Here is an 18,976-nt window from a genome sequence, read left to right as displayed (position 1 = left end):
CGCAACCTCTGCAGGAGCCCAATTGCTCCTACAGAAGAGCAAACCGCACTCAGCTTAGTTCAATGCGATCCGCGTGAATCACAATCTGACCTTGCTTGTAGAGCGCGCCAATGGCCTTTTTGAAGTTGCCTTTGCTCACGCCGAACAAGTTGCTGATCACTGCCGGGTCGCTTTTGTCGCTGACCGGCAGGGTGCCGTTGTTTTCACGCAACTTGGCGAGGATCTTCGAGTTCAGGCTGGAGGCCGCTTCCTGCCCGACCGGTTGCAGGCTCAGGCTGATGTTGCCATCGGCGCGAATCTCTTTGATAAAGCCTTTCTCTTCCTTGCCCGGGCGCAGGAACTTGAACACTTCGTTCTTGTGGATCAGGCCCCAGTGCTTGTTGTTGATGATCGCCTTGAAGCCCATGTCCGTGGCTTCGGCCACCAGCAGGTCGACTTCCTGGCCCACCTGATAGTTGGCAGGCGTCTTGTCCAGGTAGCGGTCAAGACGTGCGGTGGCGGTGATGCGCTTGGTGTGCTTGTCGAGGTAGACGTGCACGACGCAATATTCACCGGCGGTCATCTGACGTTTTTCTTCCGAATACGGCAGCAACAGATCTTTTGGCAAACCCCAGTCGAGGAACACGCCAATGCTGTTGACTTCAACGACTTTCAAACTGGCGAATTCGCCGACTTGTACTTTCGGCTTCTCGGTCGTCGCGATAAGTTTGTCATCGCTGTCCAGATAAATGAAAACGTTAAGCCAATCTTCATCTTCACTGGGAATATCTTTAGGAATGTACCGATTAGGCAAGAGGATTTCGCCCTCTTGCGCACCGTCCAGGTACAAACCAAAGTTAGTGTGTTTAACCACTTGCAAGCTGTTGTAGCGCCCGACTAAAGCCATTTCCAAATACCCTCGTTACGTGGGCGGCATTCTACCCGAGTTGCGCCCCGCACGCGCGCGCACCTGAAAAATCACGGGCTGACGTGGTGTCCCGATGGCATCGCCCCGCTCGTCTGATCAGGTCACTGAATTTTGCCGCTGGCCAGTGGCGGCCATCTCCCGGGCTTTCTAGTTAAAACAGTAAGTTAGGGGTTATTTCAACGGTAAACTTCGGCTAATTGCGGCCACACCCATTATTCCAGGGGGATATTTGCCAAGCAATTGTCAAGTGTTTCCTGTACGATGCATGGCCAAGTTAATTTTCTACAGGTTAGTGGCCGCCATGCGCGTAAAAGCATCCAACAGCAAAGCAAAGCCAGCTCCAGCCGTTGAAACCAGCGAATCGATCAACAGCCAGATTGCTGCTTTCCTCAAGTCCGGCGGCGAAATCCAGCAAATTGCCAAGGGCGTGAGCGGCCAGACTTTCGGCCCGTCCAAGCAGATCAGCCTGGGCAAAAAGTAAAATTCGCGCAACACCCCCTGCGTTGCATCTAGTCCCTAAGCGTCTTGCCCTCAAGGCGCCAGGACTAGAGCCCGAAATACCCTCACTGCATCACACCATAGTGCGCTAATCGACGAACGGGCCTCACCTGCAGGTTTTCGCCGGTATGCTTGCACACGTCTAGCACGGGCATCTGCCCAATTTTCCCTGTCACTGCTCCTCGCTTTTCATGGAGTGAAGCTTGCTCAAGCCCTGCATTTTTCTGATAACTGCCCTTGCGGCAAGCCCCTTTGCGCAAGCGCAGATTTTTCAGCGTGAATTGGGCGATTTCGACCTGAAATTGGGCACTACGCCAAGCCGTAGCATGGCCCAGGGCCTTGTAAAGCCTACCGCTCCGGGCAGCGACTCATTCCACGGCGGCCTCGACCTGAGCCACGACAGCGGCCTGTATTTCGGCCAATTCTCACCGAACATGGGGCTTTCACCCGCCAATAACCTCGAAGTCGACTCCTACATGGGCTTCAAACGCCCTTTCGACAAGACCCTGGGTTATGAAGTGGGACTGATTCATTACAGCTACCCCAAGCTCAGCCCACTCAACAGCCAAGAGTTCTACGGCGGCTTGAACCTGTTGGGCAATCGCTTCGGCGCCTCCTTCAGCAACGACCCGGACCGCCAGGACAGCACCCTGTTTGCCGACCTTGGCGGCACGCAGCCTTTCGGCATCGGCGTCAGCATGAAGTACACCACGCACCAACTGGGCTCCCCGGCCTCGGTGGAAGGCGGTGCCATCAGCAGCTTCAGTGATTGGTCGATACAACTTTCCCGCGCGTGGAAGGGCGTCGACCTGGACCTGATCTACAGCGACTCCAGCCTCAGCGGCGGTGACTGCTCGGCCTACTCCGGACACAATTCGCAATGCGACGGTCTCTTGACCTTAAAGGCTGCGCGATCGTTTTATTGATGGGCTGAACTGTCGCCCACAGCACGAGTTCACATGCATTAACTCCCTTTGCGCAAGGACTCGCCCATGCTGCGTCGGCTCAAACTATTAATCGTATTGCTGAGCCTGAGCTTGCTGCTCAGCGGCTGCAGTCGCGTGGGCCTGGCCTACCGCAACCTGGATATCATCATCCCCTGGAGCCTCAACGACTACCTGGACATGCACGCCGGGCAGAAGAGCTGGTTCAACGACACACTCAAGGAACACCTGGCCTGGCACTGCACCACGCAATTGCCGGGCTATCTGGATTGGCTTGATCGCCTGCAACAGATGGTCGACAACAACCAGGTCACTGACGACGCGCTGCAAACGCGCACTGTGGAAGCCAAGCAGGCGATTGCCGAAGTCGCACGGGAAATCACGCCGTCGGCCATTCAATTGCTGCAAGGCCTGGATGATCAGCAGGTCAAGGACATGAGCGACGCCCTGGCCAAGGACCTGCGCAAGCGTCAGGACGAATACCTCAAGCCGCCCCTGGAGCAGCAAATCAAGGAACGCGCCCAACGCATGAGCAAACGCCTGGACGCTTGGATGGGCCCGCTCAGTGCCAGCCAGCAGAATCGGGTCACCGCCTGGTCCATTAGCCTCGGGGAGCAAAACGAGCAGTGGATCGGCAACCGCGCCCGTTGGCAGGCGCAGTTTATCGACGCGGTGCAGCAGCGTCAGAGCGCGGACTTCGCGCAGAAAATGCAGCAGTTACTGGTGGACCGTGAAAGCCTGTGGCCCGCGCAATACAAGGTCGCCTATGCCCAGACGGAAACGGCGGCACGCAGCCTGATTGTCGACCTGATGGCCGAAAGCACGGTGCAGCAGCGCATGAAGCTGACGCAGAAGATTGGCGGTGTGCGCAGCGACTTCAAGGCACTCAAATGCCTAAAGGCTGCCGGCAATACCTGATCTGCAAGTAAGCCAATATGGGAGCGGGCTTGCCCGCGATAGCGGTAGATCAGCCGGCAGATTGATTGCCTGACACTCCGCATCGCGAGCACGCCCGCTCCCACAGGGTCATACAGCGCCTATTAGATCAAGCAATCTGCGCCTTTGAGGCCACTTCATCAAACGTCGCCGGCTCCAGCGCATCCGGCTGGTCATCCAACACCTGGCGCGGGTGATCGTTGCCCGGGATGGAGCTGTCAATCAGCGCCAGCAGTTGCGCACCGCGAGCGGTCAAGATGAAGTTCTCACCGTTTCCGCCCTCTTCCTCGGGCCGCGATTCAATAAACCCACGCTTGAACAGCAGCGCTTCGTAATCCGCAGCGGTCTCTTTCAACGTATCCAGATTGCCAGTGGACTCGCCCGCGGTGGCCTTCTCGGCAGCTTCCTGCTCGGCATATTTACGCGGTGCAAAGCTGCCTTCGCCGTTCTGCACTTCATGCAGCAGACGTTCGATCAAATCCCAGTTGTAAGTCGTCATCCTGATTCCTCCTGCAGGCCGATGGAAAAGTAGCCTGTCTAGTGGTGTGACATGCCCCGTCACCGGGCGTTCAGCCGAATAGACCGGCGTCATTTCTCTGAACTTTCCAGACGTTCGCCACCTCAACTGAACACCACTGCCAAGGAGGACCGATCATGAAAACCCTGATGAACCTGGCCATTGCCGCCACGCTGCTGACTGCCCTGCCCGCCTGGGCGTGCACGCCGGAGGAGGCCACGGCGAAGCGCGAACAACTGGCACAGGAAGTGACCAAACTCACTGAGCAGAACCCGACCAAGGCCAAGGAAATGAATGCAGAGCTTCAGAAAATGGACATGGACACGACGGCCGCTGATTTACCCGATAAATGCCAGTTGATCGATCAGCGCCTTAAAGATCTCAAAAAAGCGGCTGCCGAGACAAAAAACTGAAGGCATAAAAAAACCGGACATCGTCCGGTTTTTTTCATACCCGCGCAGCCTTACTCGGCAGCTGGCGCTTCTGGCTTGCGACGCTTGAGCGGCGCCATGCCGTCCTTGCTGACGAGCGACAGGTTGTCGGTCTTCGGCCGGTTGGCAATCTTGCGCTTGGTCGGCGACTTGGCACCGGCCTTTTTCTTGTCGCCCTTGGCGTCGACCTTTTTCTTCTTCACGCCAACGGCCTTGCCCGACGCTTTGACCTTCTTCGGCCCGGTGTAGGTGCCTTTGACTTCCTTGATGGTGCGACGCTCGAACGACTGCTTCAGGTAGCGTTCGATGCTCGACATCAGGTTCCAATCACCGTGGCAGATCAGCGAGATCGCCAGGCCATCGTTGCCGGCGCGCCCGGTACGGCCGATACGGTGCACGTATTCGTCGCCGCTGCGAGGCATGTCGAAGTTGATCACCATGTCCAGGCCATCCACGTCCAGGCCGCGGGCGGCAACGTCGGTGGCAACCAGGATCTTCACGCCGCCGGCCTTAAGGCGGTCAATAGCTAGCTTGCGGTCCTTCTGGTCCTTCTCACCGTGCAGCACGAACGCTTTGTAGTCCTGTGCCACCAGACGACCGTAGATGCGGTCAGCTGCAGCCCGGGTGTTGGTGAACACGATGGCCTTTTGATAGGTCTCGTTGGCCAACAGCCAGTTAAGGATCTGTTCTTTGTGCACGTTGTGGTCGGCGGTGACGATTTGCTGACGCGTGGTGGCGTTCAGGTCGCTGACGTTGTTGACCTGCAGGTGCTCAGGGTTGTTCAGGATCTTGGCGACCATGTCGCGCAGGGTCGAGCCGCCGGTGGTGGCGGAGAACAGCATGGTTTGCTGGCGATTCACGCATTCAGCTACCAGACGCTGCACATCATCGGCAAAACCCATGTCGAGCATGCGGTCGGCTTCATCAAGCACCAGCACTTCGACTTCCTTGAGGTCGAGGTTGCCGGCGTTGAGTTGCTCGATCATGCGCCCTGGGGTGCCGATGAGAATATCCGGCACCTTGCGCAGCATCGCGGCCTGGACCTTGAAGTCTTCGCCGCCGGTGATCAGGCCGGACTTGATGAACGTGAACTGCGAGAAGCGCTCCACTTCTTTCAAGGTCTGCTGGGCCAGCTCGCGGGTCGGCAGTAGGATCAGGGTTTTGATGCTGACGCGGACTTTGGCCGGGCCAATCAGGCGGTGCAGAATCGGCAGGACGAAAGCGGCGGTTTTGCCACTCCCGGTTTGAGCCGTCACCCGCAGGTCACGCCCTTCGAGCGCGAGCGGGATGGCCGCTGCTTGCACAGGCGTAGGCTCGACAAATTTAAGCTCGGCCACGGCTTTGAGCAGGCGTTCGTGCAGGGCGAATTGGGAAAACACGGGTGCTACCTCGAAGAAATACAAAATATCAGCTGCATAGGGTAACGGTTTCGGGCGTCCAAACCGAGTTTCTTTACGCGAACGGCGCTAATCAGCTGCTTTTTTGTCAGGACATTTGTCTACAACGTCAACTTTGTCGCACTTAAATGCTCTAATCGGCCCGTGTTGTCTTACAGAAGAATCGGTTTCATCCATGGATATCAAACAGTTCTGGCTCAACGTCCAAGACCTTTGGGGCGCCCTCGATCAACACCCGCTGCTGCATGCAAGCTTAGGTTTGGTGGTATTGCTGGTGGTGGCCCTGCTGCTCGGACGGGTCGCACGCTACCTCATCCTCCACACCGTCAAATTGCTCGGCCGGCAACCGGCGCTGCACTGGCTCAATGACCTGCGGCACAACAAAGTCTTCCACCGCCTGGCGCAGATGGCCCCATCCCTGGTGATTCAGTTCGGCCTGTATTTGGTGCCAGAGCTGAGCAAGACCGCCACGCTGTTTATCAGTAATGTGGCCTTGGCGTTCACCATCCTGTTCATGACGCTGGCCGTGAGCGCCCTGCTCAATGCGCTGCTGGATATCTACGCGCGCACTGAACATGCCCGCACCCGCTCGATCAAGGGCTATGTGCAACTGGCGAAGATGGTGTTGTTCGTATTCGCCGCGATCATCATCGTCGCCACCCTGATCGACCGTTCGCCGCTGTTGCTGCTGTCGGGCCTGGGTGCCATGTCGGCGGTGATTCTGTTGGTGTACAAGGACACCCTGCTGTCGTTCGTCGCCAGCGTGCAACTGACCAGCAATGACATGCTGCGGGTCGGTGACTGGATCGAAATGCCCCAGGTCGGCGCCGACGGTGACGTGGTGGACATCACCCTGCACACGGTCAAGGTGCAGAACTTCGACAAGACCATCGTCTCCATTCCTACCTGGCGCTTGATGTCCGAGTCGTTCAAGAACTGGCGCGGCATGCAGGCGTCCGGTGGGCGTCGCATCAAACGCAGCCTGTACATCGACGCCAGTGGCGTGCGCTTCCTGCGCGACGACGAAGAAGTGCGCATGACCCAGGTGCACCTGCTCACCGACTATATCAGCCGCAAACAAGCCGAACTCAAGGCCTGGAACGAAGCCCAGGGCAACAGCGCGCAACTGTCGGCCAACCGCCGCCGCATGACCAACCTGGGCACCTTCCGCGCCTATGCCCTGGCCTATCTGAAAAGCCACCCAGACATCCAGCCGAACATGACCTGCATGGTGCGCCAGATGCAAACCACCGCCCAAGGCGTGCCGCTGGAGATCTACTGCTTCACGCGCACCACGGCGTGGGCCGATTACGAGCGCATTCAGGGGGATATTTTTGATTATTTGCTGGCGGTGCTGCCGGAGTTCGGCTTGAGCCTGTATCAGCAGCCGAGTGGCAATGACTTGCGGGCGGGGATGTTGCCGGCGGTGTTGGGGGCCAGTCATTTGCCGGCGCCCGAAAGCAGCGCTGTCTAACACCACCCTCCCCCTGTGGGAGCGGGCTTGCCCGCGATAGCGGAGTATCAGTCAGCCCATCAATGGCTGACCTACCGCTTTCGCGAGCAAGCCCGCGCCCGCAAGAGTTCAACGGCTGATCGCCTCCTTGCGCACGCCCAGCCGACTGATCCAAACCGCGCCCAAAATCACCAACCCGCCCAACGCCAGCCTCCCCAGCGGCTCGTGCTGGTTCCAGATCAGCAAGTTCAGCAACAACCCCACCGGCACATGCAGGTTGTTCATCACCGCCAAGGTGCCGCCGTTGACCAGGCAGGCGCCCTTGTTCCACCAGTACATGCCCAGCGCGGTGCTGACCAACCCGAGGAACACCAATACGCCCCATTGCAGTGGCGCTTGCGGCAGGAAGTCGGCCTTGCCGAACAGCACGAATGCCGGCAACACCACGATCAAGGCGCCCAGGTAGAAATAGCCGAAGCGCCGGTAATGCGGCAAATCACTCGGATAACGCGCCACCAGGTGCTTGTACATCACCTGCCCGGCCGCGTAGGTGAAGTTGGCCAGTTGCAGCAGCAAAAAGCCGCCGAGGAAGTGCGGGGTAATCTGGTCGAAGCGGATCACCGCCGCGCCGCCCACCGCCACCAGTGCAGCGATCAGCGCCCAAGGGTTGAAGCGTCGATTGAGCGCGTCTTCGATCAGGGTCACGTGCAACGGTGTGAGAATGGTGAACAGCAGCACTTCCGGCACGGTGAGCACACGAAAACTCAGGTACAGGCACACGTAGGTCACACCGAACTGCAGCGCGCCGATCACCAGCATGCCACGCATGAACCGTGGCTCTACCGAGCGCCAGCGCGTCAGCGGGATAAAGACCAGCCCGGCCAGCACCACGCGCACCAGCACGGCGAAGTAGCTGTCGACGTGACCGGCGAGGTATTCGCCGATCAAGCTGAAAGAAAATGCCTGAATCAGGGTGACAACCAGTAGATAGCCCATGCGCGCCTCATTTCGAATGGGCGCGACTTTAAGGGTTTTCGGTGTTTGACGAAACTCGAGGCAAAAAAAACCCGACCTCGCTAAAGCGGCAGTCGGGCAGGAGCACTCAGGAGCAACAAGTGCAAAGGGAGGTTCGATACGCGTACTTGAAGGGTTTGCGTGGGGCGATATAAACACCACGCGATTATGTGGCGATTAAACGATCAAGCAACCTGGGCCAGCAGCGCTTTCGCGTGATTGATGCCCTTCTCCTGGAAGTCCCCGCTCAGGTTCACCCCTTCGGCGTGAATGAAGGTGACATCGTGAATCCCGATAAACGCCATGACCTGACGCAGGTAGGGTTCCTGGTGATCAGAGGTCGCGCCGGTGTGTATACCGCCACGCGCGGTCAGCACGATAGCGCGCTTGCCGGTGAGCAACCCTTGAGGGCCGGTGGGTGTGTACTTGAAGGTCACACCGGCACGCAACACGTGGTCCAGCCACGCTTTGAGGGTGCTGGGGATGGCAAAGTTGTACATCGGCGCGGCCATCACCAGCACGTCGGCAGCCAGCAGTTCGTCAGTCAATTCGTTGGAGCGGTCCAAAGAAGCCTGTTCAATGCCGCTGCGCTGTTCGGCGGGCTTCATCCAGCCACCGAGCAGGTTGGCATCCAGGTGCGGGACCGGGTTAAGGGCCACGTCGCGCACGGTGATTTGATCCAGCGGATGGGCGGCCTGCCATTGGCTGATGAACTGTTGAGTCAGCTGGCGGGAGATCGAATCCTGCTGGCGGGCGCTGCTTTCAATGATCAGAACGTTGGACATGGCTAGGTAGGCTCCATCTGTAAGTGCTGTAAGACGATGGAGAAAAGATTAACCATGGCTCATTCGATAAAAAAGCGCAAAAAACTGCTACAACCCATCTAGAAATTTGTTTATAAGCGGAGTATTGCTGTAGGCATGCTCCGCTACCGCTTTATTTTGGGGCACACACCAGCGCGATACGCATCTTGATAATGGCGCGGCTGAACTTGACCGTGGTGTTGGTACTTTTGCCCGCTTGGACCGTGACCTTGCGAGTACGCGGCGATTCCGGGCCATTGCTGAAGGTTACCGAACACTGCGCGTCGTTGGTGCCGTAGTTGTTTAGTCGGATCGAACTGATGTCGCCGTCCACGTCGGAAGCGATGTAGTCCACTTTCACGCCGTCGATCTTTTTCGTCACGTCGATGGGGTAGGCAAACGCGCTCATCGGCAGCAGCGCCAGCAACACACAACAGAATTTTCTCATTCGGCAGTCTCCAATAAGGACCGCCAGCTTAGGACAAGAGGAGCTCATCTTGAAAGCGCCCCGCGTTACCCTCGATCAATGGCGCACGCTGCAAGCGGTAGTCGACCATGGCGGCTTCGCCCAGGCGGCTGAAGCGCTGCACCGCTCGCAGTCCTCGGTGAGTTACACCGTGGCGCGCATGCAAGACCAGCTCGGCGTGCCGCTGCTGCGCATCGACGGGCGCAAGGCGGTGCTCACCGACGCCGGTGAAGTGCTGTTGCGCCGCTCTCGGCAACTGGTGAAAAACGCCAGCCAACTGGAAGACCTCGCCCACCATATGGAACAGGGCTGGGAAGCCGAAGTGCGGCTGGTGGTGGACGCCGCCTACCCGAATGCGCGCCTGGTGCGTGCCCTCACCGCCTTTATGCCGCAAAGCCGTGGTTGCCGCGTGCGCCTGCGCGAAGAAGTGTTGTCGGGCGTAGAAGAGTTGTTGATTGATGGCATGGCCGACCTTGCCATCAGCGGCTTCATCATCCCCGGCTACCTGGGCACGGAAATGAGCGACGTGGAGTTTATCGCCGTGGCCCATCCCGACCATTCGCTGCATCGCCTCAACCGCGAGCTGAGCTTCCAGGACTTGGAAAGCCAGATGCAGGTGGTGATCCGCGACTCCGGCCGCCAGCAGCCGCGGGACGTGGGCTGGCTGGGCGCCGAACAGCGCTGGACCGTCGGCAGCCTGCCCACCGCCGCGACCTTCGTCAGCAGCGGCCTGGGCTTTGCCTGGTTGCCCCGGCACATGATCGAACGCGAACTCAACGAAGGTCTGCTCAAGCAGCTACCCTTGGAAAAGGGCGGCAGCCGCAACCCAACGTTCTACCTGTACGCGAACAAGGACAAACCCCTGGGCCCAGCCACGCAGATCCTCGTGGAATTGCTGCGCACCTTTGACACCGCTCCCTTGGACGCGCCTTTCGCCGCCCCCGAGCAAGCCTGAAACGGAGTTCATGCATGGCCTGGTTCGACCATGAAGGCTGCAACCTGCATTACGAGGAATACGGCCACGGTATTCCGCTGATCCTGATCCATGGCCTGGGCTCCAGTAGCCAGGATTGGGAGTTGCAGATCCCGGTGCTGGCCCGTCACTACCGCCTGATCGTGGTGGATGTACGCGGCCATGGGCGCTCGGACAAACCCCGCGAGCGCTACAGCATCCAGGGCTTCACCTTCGACCTGCTGGCCCTGATCGAACACCTGAACCTGCCGCCCGCCCATGTGGTGGGCTTGTCCATGGGCGGCATGATCGCCTTTCAGTTGGCGGTGGATGAGCCCGACCTGGTCAAGAGTCTGTGCATCGTCAACAGCGCGCCCGAGGTCAAGGTGCGCAGTGCCGATGACTATTGGCAGTGGGCCAAGCGCTGGAGCCTGGCGCGATTGCTCAGCCTGGCCAGCATCGGCAAGGCGTTGGGCGAGCGATTGTTCCCCAAACCGCATCAGGCCGACCTGCGTCGCAAGATGGCAGAACGCTGGGCAAAAAATGACAAACGTGCTTATCTCGCCAGCTTCGACGCGATTGTAGGCTGGGGCGTGCAGGAACAACTTTCCAGGATTACCTGTCCTACGCTGGTCATCAGCGCCGACCACGACTACACGCCCGTGGCGCAGAAAGAAAACTATGTAAAACTGCTGCCCGATGCGCGGCTGGTGGTGATCGAAGATTCCCGCCATGCCACGCCCTTGGATCAACCCGAAGTCTTTAACGCTACCTTGCTCGATTTTCTAAAGACAGTCGAAACCACTACCCAGGATCACTGACCTATGTTGAAAAAAATCGCCTTCTTTGCCGGTTCTGTTTTGTTCGCTGCCAACCTGATGGCCGCCGAGCCCGTCAAGGCGCCTCACGTACTGATCACCACCACCAACGGCGACATTGAAATCGAACTGGACCCGGTCAAGGCGCCGATCAGCACCAAGAACTTCCTGGCCTATGTCGACAAAGGTTTCTACACCAACACGATTTTCCACCGCGTCATTCCGGGCTTCATGGTCCAGGGCGGCGGGTTCAACGCGCAGATGTCGCAGAAGCCAACCGAAGCACCGATCAAGAACGAAGCCAGCAACGGCCTGCATAACGTGCGTGGCACCCTGTCGATGGCACGCACCAATGACCCGAACTCGGCCACCAGCCAGTTCTTCATCAACGTCGCCGACAATGCTTTCCTCGACCCAGGCCGTGACGCCGGTTATGCCGTGTTCGCCAAAGTAGTCAAAGGCATGGACGTGGTCGACGTCATCGTCAACTCGCAAACCACCACCAAGCAGGGCATGCAGAACGTGCCTATCGATCCTGTTCTGATCAAGTCGGCCAAGCGCATCGACTGAGGTCTGCAGGGCGTTCTTCAGGTAGCCCCGCGCGGCGCCCACAAGGCACCGCGCGCATTTGAACAGGAGAGCCCGCCAGGCGGGCGTCAACCTAATGCTCTATCGTCGTTTTGAACAACTGATCGATATTTTCCGCGCCGCCCCCAGCGACGCCCCTCCCGACAAAGTCCTGCCCTTCTACCTCTACTACCTGCGCCAGGTGTGGCCAAGCTTTGCCGCCTTGCTGGTGGTGGGCCTGATCGGTGCGTTGATCGAAGTGGCGTTGTTCAGCTACCTGAGCCGCATCATCGACCTGGCACAAGGCACGCCGCCCGCCAACTTTTTCCAGATTCACAGCACCGAGCTGATCTGGATGGCCGTGGTGGCCCTGCTGCTGCGCCCAATTTTCAACGGCCTGCATGACTTGTTGGTGCACCAGACCATCAACCCCGGCATGACCAGCCTGATTCGCTGGCAGAACCACAGCTACGTGCTCAAGCAGAGCCTAAATTTCTTCCAGAACGATTTCGCCGGGCGTATCGCCCAGCGCATCATGCAAACCGGCAACTCACTGCGTGACTCGGCGGTGGCGACGGCGGAAGCCATCTGGCACGTGTCGATCTACGCCATCAGCGCCCTGGTTTTGTTTGCCGAGGCCGACTGGCGCCTGATGATCCCGCTGATCACCTGGATCATCTTCTACAGCCTGGCCCTGCGCTACTTCGTGCCAAGGGTGAAAGAACGTTCGGTGATCTCCTCCGAAGCGCGTTCCAAGCTGATGGGCCGCATCGTCGACGGCTACACCAACATCACCACCTTGAAGCTGTTCGCCCATACGCAGAATGAGCAGGAATACGCCAAGGAAGCGATCATCGAGCAGACCGAAAAAACCCAACTGGCCGCCCGCGTGCTGACCAGCATGGACGTGACGATTGCCATCTTGAACGGCCTGCTGATCGTCACCACCACCGGCCTGGCGTTGTGGTTGTGGACCCAGTCGCTGATCTCCGTGGGCGCGATTGCCCTGGCCACCGGCCTGGTGATTCGCATCGTCAACATGTCCGGCTGGATCATGTGGGTGGTCAACGGCATTTTCGAAAACATCGGCATCGTGCAAGACGGCCTGAAAACCATCGCTGCGCCGCTGGCGGTCACCGACCGCGAGAATGCCCCGCGCCTGAACGTGCCGCATGGCGAAGTGCGCTTCGAGCAGGTGGATTTTCACTACGGCAAGAAAAGCGGGATCATTGGCGGCTTGAACCTGAACATCAAGGCCGGGGAAAAGATCGGCCTGATCGGCCCGTCCGGCGCGGGCAAGTCGACCCTGGTCAACCTGCTGTTGCGCCTGTATGACCTGCAAGGCGGACGCATCCTGATCGATGGCCAGAACATCGCCGAGGTTGCCCAGGAAAGCCTGCGCGCACAGATCGGCATGATCACCCAGGACACCTCGCTGCTGCACCGTTCGATCCGTGACAACCTGCTGTACGGCAAGCCGGATGCCACCGACGAGGAACTCACCGCCGCCATCCGCAAGGCACGCGCCGATGAGTTCATTCCGTTGCTGTCGGACGCCGAAGGGCGTACCGGGCTGGATGCCCATGTGGGTGAGCGCGGGGTAAAACTGTCCGGCGGACAACGCCAGCGCATCGCCATCGCGCGGGTGCTGCTCAAGGACGCGCCGATCCTGATCATGGACGAGGCCACCTCGGCGCTGGACTCGGAAGTGGAAGCGGCGATCCAGGAAAGCCTGGAAACGCTGATGCAGGGCAAGACGGTGATTGCGATCGCGCACCGGTTGTCGACGATTGCGCGGATGGACCGATTGGTGGTGCTGGAGAAAGGGCAAATCGCCGAGACCGGCAACCACGCCGAGTTGCTGGCCCATGGAGGGTTGTATGCAAGGTTGTGGCAACACCAGACCGGGGGTTTTGTCGGCATCGATTAAAAGTACACCGATGAACAATGTGGGAGCTGGCTTGCCTGCGATGAAGGTGCATCAGTCGACATCATTGTCGCTCAATAACCGCAATCGCAGGCAAGCCAGCTCCCACACTCAATCAGCGCCAGATTCCCTATTCATGGGCCCTGGCGCTTTTTTATGGCCTGGACTTGCTTACAAAGCCTGCTTCAATCAAAGCAGTGCCCAGAGGGGCGCTGAAGTAAATCTGCAGGGAGCATCACTGGTTTACTGATTGGGTAGAGCGATCTATCAAGGACGTGCTGCATGTCTTTGTTCAAACGTTCAGTCACAGAGGGGTTAGGTACGTTTTGGCTGGTGTTGGGCGGTTGCGGGAGTGCGGTGTTGGCCGCAGCGTTTCCCGCCGTCGGGATAGGCCTGCTGGGTGTAGCCTTGGCATTCGGGCTCACGGTGTTGACCATGGCGTTCGCCATCGGGCATATCAGCGGCTGCCATCTCAACCCGGCAGTGTCAGTGGGGCTGGTCGTGGGCGGGCGGTTTCCAGCCAAGGAGTTACCGGCTTACATCATCGCGCAGGTGATCGGCGGCACCGTCGCCGCTGCGCTGTTGTACTTCATTGCCAGCGGCAAACCGGGGTTCGAACTGGCGTCGGGCCTGGCTTCCAATGGCTATGGCGAGCATTCGCCCGGCGGTTACTCACTGGCAGCAGGGTTTGTCTGTGAACTGGTGATGACGGCGATGTTCGTGCTGATCATCCTCGGCGCCACCGACCGTCGTGCCCCGCCGGGCCTGGCGCCCATCGCCATTGGCCTGGCCTTGACCCTGATCCACTTGATCTCCATTCCCGTGACCAACACTTCGGTCAACCCGGCGCGCAGTACCGGCCCGGCACTGATCGTCGGCGGGTGGGCGCTTCAGCAGTTATGGCTGTTCTGGCTCGCGCCGATCCTTGGCGCGGTAATCGGCGGCGTGGCCTATCGATGGCTGGGCAAGGAGGAACCGGCCTGAGGCAAACGGGTTCAGCCCTGCCGATAAGGCAGGGCTGAGTTAAATAAGCTGTCGTCAGCCTTGATGGGCCTGCATGTACTGGCGCAATAGCTGGTTTATGCGCGTCTGGTAGCCAGTACCCTGACCTTTGAACCACTCCAGAACATCAGCATCCAGTCTAATAGTAACCGCCTGCTTCACCGGCACACGTAGCTCCGCACGCCGGAAAAACTCGGCGTCCAGCTCAGGAATATCGCTGGTATCGATTTCTTCATCACTCATCTTGGCCAGGCGCTCCCAATCAGTTTTCGATGTTTGCGTCATAGTATTTGGCCTCCTTCTTGGTTGCTTTTCGGGCAGAGATGATTCGGATCACATCACCACACCGTTCGGTGTATACGACCACACCCATTAACAGTTTTATCCAGCCAATACTGATCCAACACTCTTCGCCATAATCTGCCCGATCATCGCGTAAGGCCAGCATTGGATGCCGAAAGATATCTGGAACGTCATTAAAATCGATGCCGTGCTTGGCAATATTGGCTTTATTTTTGGAGTCATCCCACTCAAAAAGCATGGCACATCCTGTATGTACTTTTGTACATACAGCATAAAAGATTTCGTCACTTTTGGGTGGGCTCGCCAGACCGATGGTTCAGCCCTGGCGATAAGGCAGGGCTGCCCTCGCCTCTTCGGCATACGCCAGAATCCCCACGCGCTCGCGCTCCAGGAAGTCCTCTACGGCACTCTTTAACCCTGGATGGCGCAGGTAATGCCATGAACGAGTAATCACCGGCTCAAACCCACGAATCAATTTGTGCTCGCCCTGGGCGCCGGCGTCGAAGCGTTGCAGGCCATGGGCGATGGCGTAGTCCATGCCTTGGTAGAAGCAGGTTTCGAAATGCAGGCGGTCGAACTCCGCCAGGCAGCCCCAATAACGTCCGTAGAAGCTATCGCCACCGATCAGGCTGAAGGCCATGGCCACCGGGCGTGTGCCTTGTTTAGCCAGCACCACGCGGATCGCCTCGGGCATGCGCTCGGCCAGCAGGCTGAAAAAGGTGCGGGTCAGGTAGGGTGACTGGCGGCGCACGGCGTAGGTGTTGGCGTAGCAGGCGTAGACAAAATCCCACTGCGCTTCACTCAGCTCATGGCCTTGCAGCCATTCGAACTCGATGCCCTGCCCCGCCACTTGTTCGCGCTCTTTGCGCATCTGTTTGCGCTTGCGTGAGCTCAAGGCGTCGAGAAAGTCCTGAAAGTCGCGATAACCGCAGTTCTGCCAATGAAACTGGCAGCCCAAGCGCTGCAGCCAGCCCGCTTGCTCCGCCAGCGCCGCATCGGCCAAAGGGTCAGTGAAATTGATATGAGCGCTGGAGAGCCCTTCGATTTCCAGGTAGCCCGGCAAGCTGTTCAGCAACTCGAAACCGTCCTCAACCGTTCTCGCCAGCAAGCGCGGCCCACTGACCGGGCTGAACGGCACCGCCGTCAGCAACTTGGGGTAGTAATCGATACCGGCGCGCTCACAGGCATCCGCCCAGCCGTGATCAAACACGTACTCGCCGTAGGAATGCCATTTGCGATAACTGGGCAACGCCGCCACCAGACGATCGCCTTCCCAATGCAGCAAATGCTCCGGCTGCCAACCCGAGTGCGGGCCCAGGCTGGCGCTGTCTTCCAGCGCGCTCAGGAACGCATGCCGCACAAACGGTTGGGCCTGCGGCACGAGGGCGTCCCATACCTCGGGGGCGATTTCGGACAGGTTATCCAGGCGTTGCAACGGCATCGGCATCCTCACTACTTCGGGGCGTGAAAGCCTGGCGAGTATCGCTTATCGACGGGCTTTACACATCTTCAAATCGCGGGACAAGGGCTAAAACCAATAGTTCCGTTTCTAAATATTTTGTCATCTAGATGACATCACTTAGCCACTCTTTCGTCATAAGTGATCGCGATACTGACGCTTGTTTTTAGAGCGCCAGGTTCTACCAGGCAGCTATTTTCCGTCCGTCATCGGTCGGTTGTGTCCTGGATGGTTTGCCATCCCTCCTCACTTTCGGAGATTGATATGCGTCTTGCTTCCACTAAAACTGCGGCGCTCCTGTGTGGCGGCCTGTTGCTGGCCCTGAGCGTTCCGGCCAGCGCCGCAGTCGACGCTAAGTTGCTCGACATGCTCAAGGCCAACGGCCAGATCACCGCTGCGCAGTACACCGAACTGCAAGCGGAATTGGCCAAGGACCAGAAAGAAAAGCAGATCGCACGGCAAGCTCAACAAGAGACCAACGAGCAGATCGCGGCCACCGCGAAAAAAACCAATGACTTGAGCGTGTTCGACCAGAAGCTGGCCTGGGCTGCCAAGACCCAGTTCAAGGGTGACGTACGCTTCCGTCAGGAAACCGTGAAGATCCAGGGCGAATCCAACAACGGCGGCCGTGACAAAGACCGTCAGCGCATCCGGGCCCGCCTGGGTGCCTACACCGAGATCAACTCGCAAGTCGACACCGGCATTCGTATCGCCACCGGCAGCAGCGACGACGCGCGCTCCACCAACCAGGACCAGGACAACTACTTCGACAAGAAGTCGATCTGGCTGGACCTCGGCTACATCGACTACCACCCGGACCAAATCAAAAACCTGCACGTGATCGGCGGCAAGATGCTCCAGCCGTGGGTCAACATGGGCGACGTGATCTGGGATAGCGACATCAACCCGGAAGGTCTGGCCCTGACCTACAAATACCCACTGGGTAGCAGCGCGGAGCTGTTTGGTAGCCTGGGTAACTACAACCTCAAGGACAACGTTGACGGCGACGGCGTGCAATTTCGCCACGACCTGCGCCTGACGTCCGGCCAGTTGGGCACGCGTTTCTCGGTGACCGACAACCTGAAAATGACCCTGGGCGGCAGTGTCTACGCCTACCAGAACGACAAAGACAGCCGCTGCACAACCACCACCACGCCTTGCGCATTGGCGGTTAACGGCAACTCGGCCGACAACCAATTCCGCCTGTATGAAGGGTTTGCCCAGGCTGACATCGGTGGCCTGGCGGTACCGCTGGCGTTCTACGGCCAGTACGTGAAAAACAACGATGCTGTGACCGACCAGGACACGGCCTGGTTGATCGGTGCCAAGTCCAAAGTGTTTGGCTTCAACCTCGACTACAACTACCGCGATATCCAGCGTAACGCTGTGGTTGGCGCCTTCACTGACTCGGACTTCGCCAACGGCACCACCGGTTCGCGCGGTCATAAGATGAAGGTCAGCTACGACATCGACAAGAACTTCGCCCTCGGCGCCACGTACTTCCTGACCAAGGCTGACTACGCCAGCCGCACGCAGCGTGATGCCAACACCAACACCCTGCAGTTGGATGCCGAAGCCAAGTTCTAAATGTGCATGCAATAAGCCTTGGGCCAGGACGGCCCGAGGTCGTTTTTAACAGCCTTGCGTGGGTGGTTCGATCCCCATCATCCGTTCGACTCCCCCACGCGAGCCTGCCCTTCGCAGACTTTACTGATCCTTCAACCGCTCGGCTGCCAACCGTGTAGCCAAATCATCAGCGTCGCTTACCGGTTCCTCCGGCATGAGCTTCAATGTCGCCTGCATCAGGCGCATCTGACGGATAAATCGCCGGCAGTTAGGGCAAAACATCAGGTGATGACGCACCAGCAGGCGCTCACGAAAGGTCAATTGCCCGTCGAGGTAATCACTGGAACGCGCCACTTGCTCTTTACAGGTCAACATTCGCCCGTTTCCTCAAAATGCTCCACCGTCGCGAAGACTTTAAGCCGTGCTCGATGCAACAGCACACGAACATTGGAGAGCGAGAGCGTCAGAAGATTACAGATCTCTTCCAACTCCAATCCTTGGCGTTCACGCAACACCAGCACGCTGCTTTGCAACTCCGACAAACTCAGCAACGTATGCTCCAGGCATTTGCGCAATTCATCTTCGGTCAGCAAGGCTTCCGGGGTGTCTTGGTGCCAGGCGTACGGCGCGACGGCCCAATGGCCATCGTCGGGCACGAAGCGGTCATCGCCAATGGTGCCGTGGGGTGAGGGCAAATCGTCGAGCAATACTTCCCGGCGATTGCGTTTATAGCGGCCCTTGGCAGAGTTGGCGGTGATAGTCAGCAGCCAGGTCTTGAGGCTGGAGCGCCCTTCGAACTTGGCCAAGTTGCGCACCACCGACAGCCAGGCGTCCTGCACCACTTCGTCGGCGTGGCGCTGGCCGACGATGGCATAGGCCACCGCGCGCATGGCGCTCTGGTAGGTGGTAACCAATTCTTTATAAGCCCGCTGCTCGCCCTTGAGCAGCCGTTCGAGCAGGTGCGCGTCGTCCGCTACTGCCATTCAGAACCTCGATTTCAAAATGCAAACCCAATC

General features: G+C 58.7%; 22 protein-coding genes. 11 read left to right on the top strand and 11 right to left on the bottom strand.

The features are described from left to right. Positions 1–49 precede the first annotated feature (49 nt). Positions 50–886 (bottom strand): S1 RNA-binding domain-containing protein, encoded by an 837-nt coding sequence (locus ACI77I_RS04600; RefSeq protein ID WP_094950263.1) that lies wholly within the window; start codon positions 884–886, stop codon positions 50–52. Between the two features lie 322 nt (positions 887–1,208). Here ACI77I_RS04600 and ACI77I_RS04595 point away from each other — a divergent pair, with 322 nt between their 5' ends. From ACI77I_RS04595 to ACI77I_RS04585, 3 genes are all read left to right on the top strand, one after another. Beyond that, a complete protein-coding gene (locus tag ACI77I_RS04595) occupies positions 1,209–1,388 on the top strand; it encodes a hypothetical protein (protein ID WP_003193095.1) in 180 nt (59 codons plus the stop codon). A gap of 220 nt (positions 1,389–1,608) precedes the next feature. Continuing rightward, positions 1,609–2,331 (top strand): TorF family putative porin, encoded by a 723-nt coding sequence (locus ACI77I_RS04590; RefSeq protein WP_094950262.1) that lies wholly within the window; start codon positions 1,609–1,611, stop codon positions 2,329–2,331. Between the two features lie 66 nt (positions 2,332–2,397). After that, the gene (locus tag ACI77I_RS04585; protein WP_094950261.1) at positions 2,398–3,267 is read left to right on the top strand and encodes a DUF6279 family lipoprotein; all 870 of its coding nucleotides are present in this window, start codon (positions 2,398–2,400) and stop codon (positions 3,265–3,267) included. Positions 3,268–3,394: 127 nt separating this feature from the next. Here ACI77I_RS04585 and ACI77I_RS04580 read toward each other — a convergent pair whose 3' ends face one another. Beyond that, positions 3,395–3,784: a transcriptional regulator gene (locus tag ACI77I_RS04580; protein ID WP_094950260.1), complete on the bottom strand. Its 390-nt coding sequence runs from the start codon at positions 3,782–3,784 to the stop codon at positions 3,395–3,397. 155 nt (positions 3,785–3,939) lie between these two features. Here ACI77I_RS04580 and ACI77I_RS04575 point away from each other — a divergent pair, with 155 nt between their 5' ends. After that, positions 3,940–4,215, top strand: coding sequence for a hypothetical protein (locus tag ACI77I_RS04575; RefSeq protein WP_094950259.1), 276 nt, complete (start codon positions 3,940–3,942; stop codon positions 4,213–4,215). A gap of 50 nt (positions 4,216–4,265) precedes the next feature. Here ACI77I_RS04575 and ACI77I_RS04570 read toward each other — a convergent pair whose 3' ends face one another. Next, complete coding sequence (locus tag ACI77I_RS04570) at positions 4,266–5,612, bottom strand: DEAD/DEAH box helicase (RefSeq protein WP_094950258.1); 1,347 nt, start codon at positions 5,610–5,612, stop codon at positions 4,266–4,268. Positions 5,613–5,805: 193 nt separating this feature from the next. Between ACI77I_RS04570 and ACI77I_RS04565 the strand changes: the two genes are divergently transcribed. After that, on the top strand, positions 5,806–7,104 hold the full coding sequence (locus tag ACI77I_RS04565; protein ID WP_263273735.1) for a mechanosensitive ion channel family protein: 1,299 nt from the start codon (positions 5,806–5,808) through the stop codon (positions 7,102–7,104). Between the two features lie 108 nt (positions 7,105–7,212). On the opposite strand, the gene ACI77I_RS04560 is transcribed toward ACI77I_RS04565, so the two are convergent. The 3 genes from ACI77I_RS04560 to ACI77I_RS04550 form a co-directional block, all read right to left on the bottom strand. Then, positions 7,213–8,079, bottom strand: a complete 867-nt coding sequence (locus ACI77I_RS04560; protein ID WP_094950256.1) for a carboxylate/amino acid/amine transporter — start codon at positions 8,077–8,079, stop codon at positions 7,213–7,215. 203 nt (positions 8,080–8,282) lie between these two features. Beyond that, positions 8,283–8,882 (bottom strand): FMN-dependent NADH-azoreductase, encoded by a 600-nt coding sequence (locus ACI77I_RS04555; RefSeq protein WP_242151712.1) that lies wholly within the window; start codon positions 8,880–8,882, stop codon positions 8,283–8,285. Positions 8,883–9,033: 151 nt separating this feature from the next. Beyond that, entirely contained in the window at positions 9,034–9,348 is a 315-nt protein-coding gene (locus ACI77I_RS04550; protein WP_406990938.1) for a 3-phosphoglycerate kinase, read from the bottom strand. A 49-nt stretch (positions 9,349–9,397) separates the two neighbouring features. On the opposite strand from ACI77I_RS04550, the gene ACI77I_RS04545 reads away from it, so the two are divergent. The 5 genes from ACI77I_RS04545 (at position 9,398) to aqpZ (ending at position 14,614) form a co-directional block, all read left to right on the top strand. After that, complete coding sequence (locus ACI77I_RS04545) at positions 9,398–10,321, top strand: LysR family transcriptional regulator (protein ID WP_094950253.1); 924 nt, start codon at positions 9,398–9,400, stop codon at positions 10,319–10,321. 14 nt (positions 10,322–10,335) lie between these two features. Further along, the gene (locus ACI77I_RS04540; RefSeq protein WP_406997039.1) at positions 10,336–11,139 is read left to right on the top strand and encodes an alpha/beta fold hydrolase; all 804 of its coding nucleotides are present in this window, start codon (positions 10,336–10,338) and stop codon (positions 11,137–11,139) included. 3 nt (positions 11,140–11,142) lie between these two features. Next, positions 11,143–11,706 carry a peptidylprolyl isomerase gene (locus tag ACI77I_RS04535; RefSeq protein WP_094950251.1) on the top strand — a complete coding sequence of 188 codons (564 nt, stop codon included), beginning with the start codon at positions 11,143–11,145 and terminating at the stop codon, positions 11,704–11,706. A 94-nt stretch (positions 11,707–11,800) separates the two neighbouring features. Then, positions 11,801–13,633 (top strand): ABC transporter ATP-binding protein, encoded by a 1,833-nt coding sequence (locus ACI77I_RS04530; protein ID WP_263273738.1) that lies wholly within the window; start codon positions 11,801–11,803, stop codon positions 13,631–13,633. A gap of 279 nt (positions 13,634–13,912) precedes the next feature. Beyond that, positions 13,913–14,614, top strand: coding sequence for an aquaporin Z (aqpZ, locus tag ACI77I_RS04525; RefSeq protein ID WP_094950249.1), 702 nt, complete (start codon positions 13,913–13,915; stop codon positions 14,612–14,614). A 54-nt stretch (positions 14,615–14,668) separates the two neighbouring features. Here the strand turns inward: aqpZ and ACI77I_RS04520 are convergent, their stop codons facing one another. The 3 genes from ACI77I_RS04520 to ACI77I_RS04510 form a co-directional block, all read right to left on the bottom strand. Continuing rightward, positions 14,669–14,917: a BrnA antitoxin family protein gene (locus ACI77I_RS04520; RefSeq protein WP_083357403.1), complete on the bottom strand. Its 249-nt coding sequence runs from the start codon at positions 14,915–14,917 to the stop codon at positions 14,669–14,671. Next, a complete protein-coding gene (locus ACI77I_RS04515; protein WP_406997038.1) occupies positions 14,895–15,173 on the bottom strand; it encodes a BrnT family toxin in 279 nt (92 codons plus the stop codon). Before ACI77I_RS04515 ends, ACI77I_RS04520 begins: the two co-directional genes overlap by 23 nt. Positions 15,174–15,251: 78 nt before the next feature. Further along, positions 15,252–16,376, bottom strand: a complete 1,125-nt coding sequence (locus ACI77I_RS04510) for a GNAT family N-acetyltransferase (protein ID WP_406997037.1) — start codon at positions 16,374–16,376, stop codon at positions 15,252–15,254. 282 nt (positions 16,377–16,658) lie between these two features. Here ACI77I_RS04510 and ACI77I_RS04505 point away from each other — a divergent pair, with 282 nt between their 5' ends. After that, complete coding sequence (locus ACI77I_RS04505; protein ID WP_094950247.1) at positions 16,659–17,981, top strand: putative porin; 1,323 nt, start codon at positions 16,659–16,661, stop codon at positions 17,979–17,981. Positions 17,982–18,101: 120 nt separating this feature from the next. Here ACI77I_RS04505 and ACI77I_RS04500 read toward each other — a convergent pair whose 3' ends face one another. Both ACI77I_RS04500 and ACI77I_RS04495 read right to left on the bottom strand, forming a co-directional pair. Continuing rightward, positions 18,102–18,335 carry an anti-sigma factor gene (locus tag ACI77I_RS04500; RefSeq protein WP_094950246.1) on the bottom strand — a complete coding sequence of 78 codons (234 nt, stop codon included), beginning with the start codon at positions 18,333–18,335 and terminating at the stop codon, positions 18,102–18,104. Further along, positions 18,329–18,943 (bottom strand): RNA polymerase sigma factor, encoded by a 615-nt coding sequence (locus tag ACI77I_RS04495; protein WP_094950245.1) that lies wholly within the window; start codon positions 18,941–18,943, stop codon positions 18,329–18,331. Before ACI77I_RS04495 ends, ACI77I_RS04500 begins: the two co-directional genes overlap by 7 nt. Positions 18,944–18,976: the final 33 nt, after the last annotated feature.

Origin of the sequence: Pseudomonas sp. D47, assembly GCF_045447305.1 — a bacterium.
GTDB lineage: Bacteria > Pseudomonadota > Gammaproteobacteria > Pseudomonadales > Pseudomonadaceae > Aquipseudomonas.
This window is presented reverse-complemented; position numbering and strand designations above follow the sequence as displayed.